The sequence below is a fragment of the Adhaeribacter pallidiroseus genome, from assembly GCF_003340495.1.
GTDB lineage: Bacteria > Bacteroidota > Bacteroidia > Cytophagales > Hymenobacteraceae > Adhaeribacter > Adhaeribacter pallidiroseus.
In genome coordinates this window covers 4,945,531-4,958,999 of the sequence record NZ_QASA01000001.1, presented here as the reverse complement: position 1 = coordinate 4,958,999, position 13,469 = coordinate 4,945,531, and the positions used below count along the sequence as shown (strand labels likewise).

11 protein-coding genes are annotated in these 13,469 nt (G+C 42.7%); 6 read left to right on the top strand and 5 right to left on the bottom strand.

The features are described from left to right. Positions 1-29: 29 nt before the first annotated feature. On the bottom strand, positions 30-2,423 hold the full coding sequence (locus AHMF7616_RS19795; protein WP_115374454.1) for an ABC transporter permease: 2,394 nt from the start codon (positions 2,421-2,423) through the stop codon (positions 30-32). A gap of 95 nt (positions 2,424-2,518) precedes the next feature. Then, entirely contained in the window at positions 2,519-4,876 is a 2,358-nt protein-coding gene (locus tag AHMF7616_RS19790; protein ID WP_115374453.1) for an ABC transporter permease, read from the bottom strand. A gap of 588 nt (positions 4,877-5,464) precedes the next feature. Between AHMF7616_RS19790 and AHMF7616_RS19785 the strand changes: the two genes are divergently transcribed. The 3 genes from AHMF7616_RS19785 to AHMF7616_RS19780 are packed head-to-tail and all read left to right on the top strand — an operon-like array spanning position 5,465 to position 6,250. Further along, positions 5,465-5,851, top strand: a complete 387-nt coding sequence (locus tag AHMF7616_RS19785) for a transposase (RefSeq protein WP_115374452.1) — start codon at positions 5,465-5,467, stop codon at positions 5,849-5,851. A gap of 32 nt (positions 5,852-5,883) precedes the next feature. Then, positions 5,884-6,108, top strand: coding sequence for a hypothetical protein (locus AHMF7616_RS26220; protein ID WP_147275731.1), 225 nt, complete (start codon positions 5,884-5,886; stop codon positions 6,106-6,108). Beyond that, positions 6,098-6,250, top strand: a complete 153-nt coding sequence (locus tag AHMF7616_RS19780) for a hypothetical protein (protein WP_158546209.1) — start codon at positions 6,098-6,100, stop codon at positions 6,248-6,250. Before AHMF7616_RS26220 ends, AHMF7616_RS19780 begins: the two co-directional genes overlap by 11 nt. Before the next feature lie 166 nt (positions 6,251-6,416). Here AHMF7616_RS19780 and AHMF7616_RS19775 read toward each other — a convergent pair whose 3' ends face one another. Continuing rightward, positions 6,417-7,127, bottom strand: a complete 711-nt coding sequence (locus AHMF7616_RS19775; RefSeq protein WP_115374451.1) for a tetratricopeptide repeat protein — start codon at positions 7,125-7,127, stop codon at positions 6,417-6,419. 133 nt (positions 7,128-7,260) lie between these two features. Then, positions 7,261-8,292: a pyruvate dehydrogenase (acetyl-transferring) E1 component subunit alpha gene (pdhA, locus tag AHMF7616_RS19770; RefSeq protein ID WP_115374450.1), complete on the bottom strand. Its 1,032-nt coding sequence runs from the start codon at positions 8,290-8,292 to the stop codon at positions 7,261-7,263. Between the two features lie 63 nt (positions 8,293-8,355). On the opposite strand from pdhA, the gene recF reads away from it, so the two are divergent. From recF to AHMF7616_RS19755, 3 genes are all read left to right on the top strand, one after another. Continuing rightward, the gene (recF, locus tag AHMF7616_RS19765; RefSeq protein ID WP_115374449.1) at positions 8,356-9,462 is read left to right on the top strand and encodes a DNA replication/repair protein RecF; all 1,107 of its coding nucleotides are present in this window, start codon (positions 8,356-8,358) and stop codon (positions 9,460-9,462) included. 158 nt (positions 9,463-9,620) lie between these two features. Further along, the gene (locus AHMF7616_RS19760) at positions 9,621-9,944 is read left to right on the top strand and encodes a DciA family protein (protein ID WP_115374448.1); all 324 of its coding nucleotides are present in this window, start codon (positions 9,621-9,623) and stop codon (positions 9,942-9,944) included. 139 nt (positions 9,945-10,083) lie between these two features. Next, positions 10,084-10,650: an acyl-CoA thioesterase gene (locus tag AHMF7616_RS19755; RefSeq protein ID WP_115374447.1), complete on the top strand. Its 567-nt coding sequence runs from the start codon at positions 10,084-10,086 to the stop codon at positions 10,648-10,650. A 160-nt stretch (positions 10,651-10,810) separates the two neighbouring features. Here AHMF7616_RS19755 and AHMF7616_RS19750 read toward each other — a convergent pair whose 3' ends face one another. Continuing rightward, positions 10,811-13,420, bottom strand: coding sequence for a DUF3857 domain-containing protein (locus AHMF7616_RS19750; RefSeq protein WP_115374446.1), 2,610 nt, complete (start codon positions 13,418-13,420; stop codon positions 10,811-10,813). Positions 13,421-13,469: the final 49 nt, after the last annotated feature.

Sequence of the window (13,469 nt, the reverse complement as noted above, 5' to 3'; positions counted from 1 at the left end):
CGTACAAAAAATTTAAAAATTGATATTTCTTACTCATCGCGCAAGGCGTTTACCGGATTAGCAATGGCTACTTTTACGGCCTGAAAACTTACCGTTATAATAGCGATTACCAGAGCTATAATGCCAGCCGCAATAAATATAAATGCATTTAATTCGGTGCGGTAAGTAAACTCCTGCAGCCATTTATGCATGGCCCAATAAGCCAACGGCCAAGCCAATACATTGGCCAGCAGCACTAATTTTAAAAAATCTTTCGAGAGCAAGGCTACTACCCCGCTCACCGAAGCGCCCAGTACTTTCCGGATGCCTACTTCTTTCCGGCGTTGCTCCGTTGAATAAAGTGCCAAGCCAAATAAACCCAGGCAGGCAATACAAATGGCCAGCGTAGCAAACAGGGTAAACAATACGGCTTGCTTCTGCTCATTTTTATACAGTTTATCAAAGTCCTGATCCAGGAAAGTAAACTCAAAAGGGTATTTGGGGGCCACTTTTGTGTAAACATTCTGGATAGCCGCAACGGCTTGCTGCGGATTACCCGGCCCCAGTTTTATCGCGATTACCCGGTGATCGTTCCGCATCATGATAGCCAAGGGCTGGATAGCCTCTTTTAACGACGAAAAATTATAATCTTTTACTACCCCAATTACCCGGAGACGAATGGGAGAGGCCTCGCCATCCCGGGGCACATCCAGAAATTCTTTTCCTAAGGCATTCTGCGGCGTCCAGCCAATTTGTTTAACTGCGGCCTCGTTAAGGATAATAGCCGAAACAGAATCGGTAGGGAAATTGCGGGAAAAACCGCGGCCAGCTACCAGCTTAATTCCTAAGGTGGCAATGTAATCGTAATCGGTAAAAACAGTGCGGAAGGACCAATCCTCCTCTGGTTTTTCAACAATTTTGATGGTATACCGATCGTGAAAACCGCCGGGTTCCCCGGACATTACCGATACATTTTTAACTTCGGGCAATTGCCGGACCTGCCGCATAAATCCGTAAAGTTTTTGATCAATATCGCCATTATCAACAGGTACTTTAAGTATGTTTTCTTTGCCGAAGCCTAGTTGTTTATTCTGCACGTATTGCATTTGCCGGAAAATAACTACGGTACCAATTATCAGGAATATGGAAACGGCAAACTGAAAAACTACCAAGGCTTTGCGTATAAACGGGTTGCCCGAACTACCACTTAACCGGCCCTTTAATACTTTTACCGGCTGGAACGACGATAAAAAAAACGCCGGGTAACTACCGGCCAGTAACCCAACTACTATCGCTACTAAAATTAAAAATACGTACAGCAGGGGGTTCGTTACTGGCAAAGTTAGTTGCTTTTCAGCAAAGGTATTAAATGCGGGTAAAACAGCATAAATCAGCGCTACGGCTAAAACCACCGACACGGTAGCCAACAAAACGGACTCTACTAAAAACTGCCCGATTAAATGCCGTTGGTAGGCTCCCAGCACTTTGCGTACACCTACTTCTTTGGCGCGCCCTACCGAACGCGCTGAGGCCAGGTTCATGAAATTAATGCAGGCTATGAGCAAGATAAAAATGGCAATAGCCGAAAATATATACACGTTATTTTTATTGCCGTGCTCCGTAAAATCAAAAGTGGTAGAATCATCCAGGTAAACGTTCTGAAAAGGCTGCAACGTTAATTTTACGTTCATACTAAACTGGCGCATGGTCTCGGCCAGGTATTTCTGCACAAAACCGGGCATTTTACTTTGCAGCGCATCATGACGACCAGCCTCTGGGAGCAGCAAATACGTATATAGCATATTCGCGCGCCAGGCTTTCAAGTAATCCTCGTTTTCCATTAACTTAATGGAGCTCAGCATATCGAATTGGAGCTGCGAGTTACCGGGCACGTTGGCCATTACGCCCGTAACTTTAAAAGTTTGGTCTTTATTAATGGTTACCAGCTTGCCCATTGGTTCGGCCTTACCGAAGTACTTTTTGGCCATTGCTTCGGTAATAACCAGGGTATTGGGTTCGGCTAAAGCCGTGCGGGGATTTCCCTTTAACAACTTAAAAGAAAACACTTCAAAAAATTGGGGATCGGTAAAGTAAAAGCGGTCTTCGTTAAAAGATTTATCCCCGTAAGTTACCAAGGCATTGTTGGCCATTACCCGTACGGCAGCTTGTATATCTTCCGGAAAATCGGCAGCCAAAGTGGGGGCATACGGCCCGGAGGTGTACGGGGTGCTGGTTATTTTCCCGTTCATGTAATTATTGCGCAGTAAACGGTAAATACGATTGCCATTCGCGTGAAATTTGTCGTAGCTGAGTTCGTTTTGCACAAACATAAAAATGAGCAAACAACCGGCAACTCCCAGCGTTAATCCGGCTACGTTAATAGCGGTGTAAAACTTTTGCCGCAATAAATTGCGGACAGCGAGTTTCAGGTAGTTGGTAAGCATAAGCGGGATGGTTAATTTTTAAAATTTATTGATTTTTTGTGTTTCCTGGAGTGTTTTTAGATTTAATGGTTACTGCCTAAGAACCAGCGGATAGGCTACTCACTCCGTAACGCGTTTACGGGGTTAGCTACCGCACTGCGCACGGCTTGGAAGCTTACAGTTATAAGCGCGATGCATAAGGTGGCAATTCCGGCTAGGGCAAAAATCCACCAGCCTAAGTCGGCCCGAAAAGCAAAATTTTGCAACCATTTATTCATGGCCCACCAGGCGAGCGGCCAGGCCAGGACATTAGCCAATAACACTAATTTTAAAAAATCTTTTGAGAGCAAGGCCACAATGTTCACGACGGAAGCACCCAGCACTTTGCGCACGCCAATCTCTTTGGTGCGTTGCTCCGCGGTGAAAAGCGCCAAGCCAAATAAGCCCAAACAGGAAATAAAAATAGCCAAACCGGCAAAGCAGTTAATGAGGGTACCAACGGTCATTTCGCTCCGGTACTGTTCTTCAAAAACTTTGTCCAGGAACTTATAATCGAAAGGGTAGCCCGGATTATACTTACGAATGGCTTTTTCCAGACTGGCCACGGCTTCCTTGGTTTTGCCGGGCTCGGTGCGTACTAGTAAAACGCCTTCGCCGCGTGGCTCCGGTAGCGGGAGCATAATCAATGGTTTAATCGGTTCGTGCAGCGATTGCGAATGGAAATTTTTAGTAACGCCAATTATTTTTCCTTTGCCATTCCAGAAAGATACCGTTTGCCCAACCGGATTGCGCATGCCCATCATGTCGGCGGCAGCTTCGTTTATCATGTAAGCATCGCTATCACTAGCAAAATCGCGGGAAAAAGCCCGGCCCTCCTTTATCCGGATATTCATGGTTTGGAGATAGTCGTAATCCACAAAAACGCCGGAAATGGAAGCCGCTTCTTTTTCGGCTTTGCCGGGCCATTGCAAATCTGCCGACGAGTTATAGATAGCTAGGGGGAGATCGCTGGTGATGGTAGCCCTTTTGATACCCGGCGTTTGTAGTATTTCGGTTTTAAAAACTTTTATATTTTTGTCTAAATCGCCTTCTATCCCGATAGCAATTACATTTTCCCGGTCGAAGCCCAAGTTAGTGTTTTGAATAAAGTTGATCTGCCGGTAAATGACTACAGTACCAACCATTAGGATAAGCGATAAGGTAAATTGAAAAACTACCAGGCCTTTACGCAGGAACGCGCCGCGGCGCGTTCCTGCCACCGCTCCTTTTAATACTTTTACCGGCTCCATGGCCGATAAAAACAAGGCGGGGTAACTGCCCGCAATCAGGCCAGTTACTACGGTAATGCCCATTAAAGATAAAAAGAACAGGGGGCTGGAATAGGCTATTGTAATAGTTTTACCGGTAAGCTGGTTAAAAGCAGGCAACAATAAAATTACCAATACCAGCGAGAACAGTACGGCCAGTGAGGCTGTGAGCAAGGCCTCTCCCATAAATTGTCCTACCAACAACGACCGGGCAGCGCCAATAACTTTGCGAATTCCTACTTCTTTGGAGCGTTTGGAGGAGCGGGCCGTAGCCAGGTTCATGAAATTAATACAGGCAATAAGTAAGATAAAAACGGCTACCAGGGTAAATAAGCGCACGTACACAATGCGGCCGCCATCGGGCTTACTAGCTTTATAGGCGTACAAATGAATAGCTGAAACGGGTTGTAAGAAAAAGTCTGCTTTTTGTTCCGGATGATTTTGCGGCATGTATTTTCGGACTTGGGCATCTACCTTAGCAAAATCAGCATCGGGCCGCAGTTGCAAGAAGGTAGTTAGGCTAAAGTTACCCCAGGTTTTTACCCAGTCATTCTTCTTCACGAATCCCTGCATGGGTAACACAAAATCGAACTGCAAAGAAGAATTCTTGGAAATGTTTTGCATCACGCCCGTTACCCGAACATTGTTCTGACCTTTGATGGTAATAATTTGGCCTAGCGCTGCCCGGTTCCCGAAATACCGGCGCGCTAAAGATTGGGAAATCACCACCGCATCCGGCGCAACCAAGGCGGTTTTCGGGTCACCTTCTACCAGCGGAAACGAAAACATTTGAAACAGTTCGGGACTGGCGAAGCGGCCTTTGGTTTCTTTGTTGGTCTTGCCGTTCGCTTTAAATATCACTCCTAAATCCCATTCCGTTAACTGTACCACATGGGTAATTTCCGGAATGTCTTTGCGGAGCGCTTCGGCTAAAGGCTGCGGCGTATTGGTGCCAGTCTGGATTTCGCCCCAGTTTAAATTAGCCATAATCCGGTATAGCTGCGGCCCGTTCTTATGAAATGTATTATAGCTTAGTTCGTCTTGCACCCAGAGCGCAATTAAAATACTGCAGGTCATGCCTAAGGCCAATCCCAAAATATTAATAAAAGAAAAAGCTTTGTGGCGAAGCAGGTTACGCCACGCAATTTTTAGGTAGTTCTGGAACATATCCGCTGCATGTAAAATTTAAAAAATTACGTACTTCCTTCGTGTAGCAGGTTACTATCCCCAGCCATCAAGCGAGATAATAACTCTTGTTATAGTTGAAATAAGAAAGATGCCATAATTATATTAGATTAATTATCAATTAGATACAGCGACAAAAAAGCAATTTTTTTTAAATTTTGTCCGTTTTTGATACAGTTTTTGTCCGCTTTTAGAACACGTGCAGAAGAAAATGCCGGCAAGGGGAGCAGCTAAAAGAAATTCTTATAACTCAAAACAGGTAAATAAATTACCAGCAACAGCGTTGCATAAAAGCTTACTTATTTTTGCAGGAGGCTATTCGAGTAAACAGATTATTTTATTGTGTACTAGTCTACCACCTTTAATAAATGAAATAACGAAAAGCAGGGGCTGCCAACATTTTTATCTCTTCATTCGCAAGAACAAGGGTGGCTGATTTCGTTGCTTCCAAAAATCGATTAAAAATTAAAATTTATGCGTAATTGGTATTTAGAGCGTGTTTAAATATTAGGAAATGGGAATAAAAAGCGAGTCAGCCCGTAAGCAAAGAGCGACGAAACTGCTAAGCTTATGCAATCCTGTTACCAGCGACTCACTGACTCGCAGTGGGAAGTTATGAAAGAATCTCTGCCCACACAACGAAAACGCCAACATTCGTTGCGGGAAATAGTCGATGCTATTCTCTGGTATCTGCGAGTAGGTAGCCAGTGGCGAAACTTACCAGCGAGTTTCCCTAAGTGGGCGTTGGTGTACTATTATTTTCACCAGTGGCAAGCGGATGGAACCCTGGCAAAACGCAACTGGCATTTGAATATCTGGGAACGGAAAAGGAGAAAGAAAGAAGACTCCCCCAGTTTATGGTGTATTGATTCGCAGTCGATTAAAGTAGCACCGTTCGTTAGTCAACAGACTGGTATAGACGGCAATAAAAAGGTTAATGGCCGTAAGGGCACGTAATCACAGACACCCTAGGCTTAGTCTGGGGGGTAGTGGTACATGGCGCTAATCAGGCCGATGGAGCCACGGCCGAGCGGGTGGTAGCTCCGCTACGGGGGTACTTGCACCGGATGAAAAAGATACTAGCCGATGCAGCTTATGAGCAGGTATTTGTCGATTGGGGCACTGAGAACCTACGGGGTGTAGAAGTAGAGATCACTTCTAAGCCCCCCGATGCAGAAGGCTTCGTGCCTGGCAGAAGGCTTCGTGCCTGTTAAATGGCGCTGGGTGAGCGAACGGGCGTTTGGCCTGTTTAATTTCTTCCGGCGGCTCGACAAAGACCACGAAAAAACTACCCAAAGTGCCGAAGCTTGGGTGCTATGGCACAATTGTCAACTTATTCTGAACCGAATACCTTGATATCTAATCAACGTATTATTTAAACATGCTCTTAAGAGCAATTCATCTTTACCAAACGTAATCAAGTAATATTTTACGATAACAAAGTATTATGAAATAACAGAGCCTCATTATCGAATGTTTTACTTCGATAATGAGGCTCTGTTTAAGGGGAAAATTTAAAAAATTACTTACCAGCCGCTAAAAGCTCGGCGCGGGCTTTGTATTTTTTAGCATCAGCTACCTCTGCCGCATTAGTGTAATTATTGATAATTCTATCGTATACTTCTGTTGCCTTGGCATACTCTTTATTGGCTTCGTAAGCAGCTCCCGCTTTCATTAAGTACTGCGGCGTAAAAAATTCGTTAGAGTTATAATCAGCTGCTTTTAAGTAAAGCGCAATAGCTTCTTTTTTATTACCAAGTTCCAGGTTCGCATCTCCTAGTAAACTATAAGCTTTCCCTTGTAAAATCAAGTCGTTAGACTTGTAATCTTCCAGGTAGTCAACAGCTTCTTTAAATTTACCTTGCTTTAAATAAATTACTCCGGCGTAAAACTTAGCCAAATTACCAGCTTTAGTACTGCCATATTCATCCGCAATAGTAGTTAACCCACGATACTGGCCATCACCTTTTAAAGCTTTATTTAACGAATCGGCTTCAAAGTAATAGACCGCCTGAAACATATCAGCCTGAGCTTCTTTTTCCTGCGAGTTACGATAATTGTAAAACAAGTAACCTCCAATAATAGCAGCCGCTACTACTCCTAACAGACCCAGGAGTACATTTTTATACTTGCTAATAAAGTCTTCCGAGCCATGCGTTAAGCGATCTGCTAATACATCCGGATTCTCCAGGACATCTAAGGTGTGGTCTTTCTTGGTGATATTTTGTGCCATTATTGTGGGTTATTCTTGTTCACTAATCGTTGTTTTTTGCTACAACATTCAAAAATAAAATTTCATTCGCCTCATTTTCAATAATTTTAAAAATATTACCAAAAATAAGACCAACAACGACTAATTAAACTTATTAATCTTGAATATAAGGATAATCTTGTTGGGCGTACACGTCTTTATACAGCTCATCGGCTGTTGGATAAGGCGATTTTTCCGCAAACTCCACACACTCGGCTACCTGGGCTTTAATTCTATTATCTATTTCTTCGAGTTCTTGCTCGGTGGCGTATTTGTTTTCCAGAATGGTGTGGCGCACCACTTCAATTGGGTCTTGATTCCGGTATTCTTCCAACTCTTCTTTCGTGCGGTATTTGGCCGGGTCCGACATAGAGTGACCTTTGTATCGGTAGGTTTTAAATTCCAGGAAAGTAGGTCCTTCACCAGCCCGGGCGCGTTCGGCGGCACGGGCTACTGCTTCGTGCACGTCTTCGCAGCGCATCGCATTTACGGTTTCGGCAGGCATTTCGTACGCCAGGGCTAAAGTTGCCAGTTCGGTAACGTTGGATGTGCGAGATACGGAGGTTCCCATAGCGTAACCATTGTTTTCTACCACAAATATTACGGGTAGTTTCCAGGTCATAGCCATATTAAAGGTTTCGTGGAAAGCTCCCTGACGTACGGCACCATCGCCCATGTAGGTCATGCACAAATTGCCGGTCTTGTTATATTTCTCGGCAAACGCTAAGCCAGCTCCCAAAGGAATCTGACCACCCACAATACCATGGCCGCCCACAAAATTGACTGATTTGTCGAAGATGTGCATGGAACCACCTTTTCCTTTAGAACAACCTGTTGCTTTGGCAAACAACTCGGCCATAACGGCGTTCGGAGATGTGCCTAATGCTAACGGATGCGCGTGATCGCGGTAAGCGGTAATCCATTTGTCATCTTTGGTAAGTGCGGTAACTGCCCCGGCTACGCAGGCTTCCTGACCAATATATAAGTGGCAAAAGCCCTTTATTTTTTGCTGACCGTATAACTGACCTGCTTTCTCTTCGAACTTACGCATCAACTGCATCATGTCGTACCAACGTACATAGGTTTCTTTTGAGAAATTTGTCGCAGGTTTTACCTTTGTTTTGGGCATTTGCTTTGTAACTGCCATAACTTGTAACGAGCTAAACTGTTTAGAGTGCGAAATTAAGTAAAAAATTCAACAAAGAAATGAATGGTTCTGGAAAATCTCCATTTACTGTATTTTAAAAATTACGAAGAGGCAGACCTTTCTTTCTCGCCACATATTAATTGCTTTATCGGCGATAATGGTAGCGGTAAAACCAATGTACTCGATGCTATTTATTACCTTTCGATGGGAAAAAGTGCTTTTACGGCTTCTGATCTACAAAACGTAAAACAAGGCGAAGATTATTTTATGGTGAAAGGCCGCTTCGAAACTTTTACCTACAAAGATACGATCCAATGCACTTTTCGATCAGGTCAGAAGAAAATTATTACGCATAATAAATTAGCCTACGAAAAAATAGCCGAGCATATTGGCAAATACCCGGTGGTTTTAATTTCGCCTTACGATACTGATTTAATCCGGGAAGGCAGCGAAGAACGCCGGCGTTATTTTGACAGTCTGATTTCGCAAATCGACTCCACCTACTTGAATGAATTAATTGCTTATAACTACATCTTAAAACAACGCAACTCGCTCCTGAAGCAATTTGCCGAACGCAATTATTTTGATAAAGAATACCTGCAGATCCTGGATGAGCAGTTGGTGCCTGCCGGTAATTATATCACCCAGGTGCGGCAATCGTTTTTAGAAAACTTTGTGCCGGTTTTTCAAAAACATTACCAGCATCTGTCGGGGAGTAGCGAAACCGTAACGCTCGAGTATAAAAACCAATTAACCGGGCATAGTTTTATCTATTTGCTAAACCAGGCGCAACGCAAAGATTTATTATTACAACGTACTACAGTAGGCCCACACAAAGATGATTTTGTTTTTTTAATGGATAGCTGGCCCGTGAAAAATTATGGTTCGCAAGGGCAACAAAAGTCGTATGTAATTGCCTTAAAGTTAGCGCAATTTGAGATTGTAGCGCAGCGGAAAAATCAAAAACCTTTGTTATTACTGGATGATATTTTCGACCGCCTGGATGAAAAGCGCATCACCAAATTACTGCAGCTAGTAGCTGAAAATACTTTTGGTCAGCTGTTTATTACGGATTCCCACCTGGAGCGTACCCAAAAGCTCGTGGGATCTATTTCAGAGCAGGTTAGTAACTTCAAAGTGGTAAATGGCACCGTGCAGTTGATAACTTAGTGGATAAAGCTGGGATAAATAAACCTTTCGGTAATTCAGTTATCCGGTCTCGGGGCACGTATATTTACCCAGAGGTTAGTTTAGGGTGTAGCAAGAATTGTAAAATTTCTTACCTCCTGACACATTCTAGCCAATCAAATTTTTAAATTTTCTTCAACGTGGCCTTTATAAATCGAGATAAACAATTAAATATCCGGCAATCCGACATTCAACCGGTACGGGATAGTATTCAGGCTTTGCTAAAGGCCTACCGGATACAAGGCAAGGTAAACCAGGTGCAGGTTGTTGCCAGTTGGGAGAAAATTATGGGGAAAGCCATTGCCCTTAAAACAAAGGAACTTTACTTTAAAGATAACAAGTTGTTTGTATTACTTTCTTCGGCGCCACTTAAGCATCAATTAATTATGTCTAAAACCCGCGTTATAGAATTAATTAATCTGGAAGTAGGAGCAGGAGTTGTAGAAGAAGTAGTATTCTTATAGAGGGGTTGAGCGGTTGCAAGTTAGAAAGTTGAAAAGTTAAATGGTTATAGTTTACGTGGTCTGTTATGTTTTTGAAAGATTAAGTATTTTGTAAAACCTGTAACTTGCAACCTTAAACCTGCAACTTTTCAACTAACCCATGCTTGCCATACTGCCTGATTTTCGTTCTGTAGCTTATTCGCGAACCACTCTAACCGAATTAATGATTCCGAGTTACGCCAACTTTGGTGGTAAAATACATGGCGGAATTTTATTGTCGTTGATGGATAAGGTAGCCTACACTTGCGCCGCCAAGCACGCAGGTAATTATTGCGTTACGGTAACCGTAGACGGGGTTAATTTTCTACAACCCGTAGAAGTAGGCGAGTTGGTTTCGCTTATGGCTTCTATTAATTATGTGGGTCGCACTTCGCTGCTGGTAGGTATTAAAGTTACCGCCGAAAACGTAAGAACCGGGGTGATGAAACATACCAATACTTCGTATTTTACAATGGTGGCTAAAGGCGAAGACGATAAACCTACCGAAGTACCAGGTTTAATCCTGGAAACCCGCAACCAGGTGCGCCGCTACCTCGAAGCCATAAAGCGCAAAGAAATGAAGATCCAGTACGCCGACCAGTTCAACAATGTAAAATCAAACTTAACGATTGAGCAGGAACTATACAAGCTACAAGGCGAACGCTGCCAAATCGGGTTTGAATTGTAAGCGTTAAAATTAAAAATAAGCTCGATTGCGTACTTTTTAGAGTCTTTCCATATTTCTTAAACCTTAAGGCTACACCTTTTATCTTCATGGTTCATCAGGAATTTTAAAATAAATATTCCTGATGAACCGTACTAGTTATAAAAAGCTTTAAACTTAAAAATTAAGCTCCTATCAAGGCTTCTACTTCTTCTGGGTTTACCTCATGCTTTATTGGTTCTACTTCTGGCTGAGGCAACCTTTCGGTAAAGGTGTATTTTACGCGCTTAGACTTTATAAAATAAGGTATCCAGATAGCGGCACCTAACAACGCATAAAAAATTTGCTTGAATTCGGCATCCGTAATTTTTAGCATCGCCGCTAATGCATTATCAAAAAATATGTAAAGAAAATTAACTCCATAGTATACCATAAGCAGGCGAGGCACACTGGTACGCCGTTGATGAAATAACCAGATTAGCAATGCGATATAAACTAAAAATGCCGTGTTGCTGGCTAATTCAAAAAGAATCAATAAAGCATGTGCTGGATTATAGCTTTCATGACCAGTATCGGTAAGCATCGCCCAGAACTCAATTTTAAAAAAGTTATTAAATAAGTTAATGATAATACCCAACAGACTTACGTACAAGCCAAAGCAAACCAGTATAAGCCAGCCTCCTATTTCATTTTGGTAGTATTTAGGCTCGGGCAAGGTAGGATTGTAAGTATTTAATTTATATGCCCCAAATACCCAACCCATTAAAAACAAAATGCTTAATCCCACCATCCATGAGTTAAAGATTTCGTTCTCTCCGGCAGGAGAAATTGTTGTATTTAAGGGTTTAGATATCTCAAAGCCTAGTTTATCCAGTACTTCTTTTTGCTTTTTTAAGTAAAAACCAGCTTCGGCAACCGGTACATGATCGCGCAGGTTTTTATAAGAATATATTAGAATTATCGAATTGCTGCTGGCTTTGTAGGTAATATCATTTTTAAAATAAAATGATTTATCCTGAATAATTTGAGAGGTGTTTTCTACAGACCAAGGCTCTGGCAGAAGCAAAGTAATAGTTTGTTCGAAATTGGAAGGATATGATAAGCTAATCGGCATTTTGCGAATAACGGTACTGGGCTTACTTAAACGGTCGCGAAGTATTTGCGGGTAAAAGTAGGCCGTTATCAAACTATCCTGATTCTCCAAGACTCTGGTCCAGAGATCCTGGATACTATACTCCTCCAGCGTAGTTAAAATATTTTGGTCCGGATTATCAAGGTAGTCCAGGTCGCGGGCAACAGTTATGTTGGGATAGGTATTTGCGTAATAATTAAGGTAGCTTTTCTCGGTTTCTTTTAAGTTACTCGTAGCCAAGCGCTGGCGCATATTATCAGCCTCGGAGCCGTAGTAATAGGTTTTTACCTCTAGTTTAACGGGCCCGCCCACATTATCAAAAATAAAATTCTCGTTTACTTTTACTTTAGCGATCTGGGGTGTTTGCATTTTAACGAAAGTGCCGCCCCCTTCTTTTAGCACAAAAGCCATTTTGTAATTAGGCGTGGCAATGCTATTGTAGCGGCCCCGTTGCAAACTAATAGTTGGGTCGATCCAGATTTTTTTGCCTAGTAACTCAACCACTACAATGCAATGGTTAAACGCATACGCCGAAGGTAACCACTTTGAGATTTGATCCTGGTAGTCGGTGTGCACTAAAGCGGGATAAGCCTTAATGTTCATGGCTTGCAGCATTTGGCTTAAGAGCAAGGATTTGTCTTTGCAATCGCCAAAACGTTGCCGAAAGGTTTGGGCCGGTGCATGTGGTTTGTAGCCGCTTATGCCATTTTCGAGGCCTAAGTAACGTACTTTATCTTGCACAAAGCGCACCGTAGCCGTTAAGCGTTCTCCGGCATCGCCCGAAATATTTTTAATAGAATCAATTTCTAATTGTAGCTTTTTACTTAAACCATTCACTTCGTAAAGTGCGGCGGCCCACTGCCCAAACTCTTGCCAATTTGTAAATTCCGATAGGCTTACCCACGGATAAGGATCGTACCAGGAAGGAATATCGGAATCGACTGGAAAGCCAGGCAGGTTTTTTAAATGCCAGGTATAAGCGTGTTGGTTATTGGTTGAAGTAATGGCTGGTTGTTCTTTTGCATTAAATAGTTTATAATTTACTTTTCGGTTAGCAGTAGTATTTACCCGCACATAAATCTCGTCTAAAGGATCGTAGGTGCGGAGACTAAAGCTGTTAAAGAATTTATTTTTAAAAATGGGGTTCCAACCGGTGATAGAATAAGAAAATTCTACGATATCGTTTATGCGCACATCATCCAGAATAGCAATTGCCGAGAGCTGTTCGTTGTAAATGTGTTTATCCAGTTCTTTCTCTACCTGGCTTTGTTTAAACTTAGCCGTGCCCAGCTTATCTATTAACTTCCCGTTGCGCCAAACCCGGATAGCGTGAAAATTTACTTTTTCGTAGTTCGGATCGTAAGCCACCTGAATCTCCGAAACAGCCTGTAATCCTTCGTCGGTAAAAACAACGTAGCCATTGTGGTAGTAATTAGTTTGACTTTCTAAGTCGAATTGAATATCCCGGAGAAGGATATGATAGCCGCCCGATACATCTTTTGCTTTAACAGCAGTGGTAAGTTTTACCGGCCGGTTAATCACCCAATCCGGAACCGGACCTTTGGGTAAGCGGTTTGCAGCGGAACTGGTTGCTGCCTGAATGATAAATGTAAACACAAAAAAGGCTACAGTTGAGTACCGGCCAGATAAGCGTAGAAACATGCAAGAAAGGATGGATTGATTTAATGATTAATTTGTGAATAGCGGGTTA

Coding starts and splice junctions, on each gene's coding strand:
- AHMF7616_RS19795 (WP_115374454.1), bottom strand. CDS start 2,423: ATGCTTACCAACTACCTGAAACTCGCTGTCCGCAATTTATTGCGGCAA.
- AHMF7616_RS19790 (WP_115374453.1), bottom strand. CDS start 4,876: ATGTTCCAGAACTACCTAAAAATTGCGTGGCGTAACCTGCTTCGCCAC.
- AHMF7616_RS19785 (WP_115374452.1), top strand. CDS start 5,465: ATGCAATCCTGTTACCAGCGACTCACTGACTCGCAGTGGGAAGTTATG.
- AHMF7616_RS19775 (WP_115374451.1), bottom strand. CDS start 7,127: ATGGCACAAAATATCACCAAGAAAGACCACACCTTAGATGTCCTGGAG.
- pdhA (WP_115374450.1), bottom strand. CDS start 8,292: ATGGCAGTTACAAAGCAAATGCCCAAAACAAAGGTAAAACCTGCGACA.
- recF (WP_115374449.1), top strand. CDS start 8,356: ATGGTTCTGGAAAATCTCCATTTACTGTATTTTAAAAATTACGAAGAG.
- AHMF7616_RS19755 (WP_115374447.1), top strand. CDS start 10,084: ATGCTTGCCATACTGCCTGATTTTCGTTCTGTAGCTTATTCGCGAACC.
- AHMF7616_RS19750 (WP_115374446.1), bottom strand. CDS start 13,420: ATGTTTCTACGCTTATCTGGCCGGTACTCAACTGTAGCCTTTTTTGTG.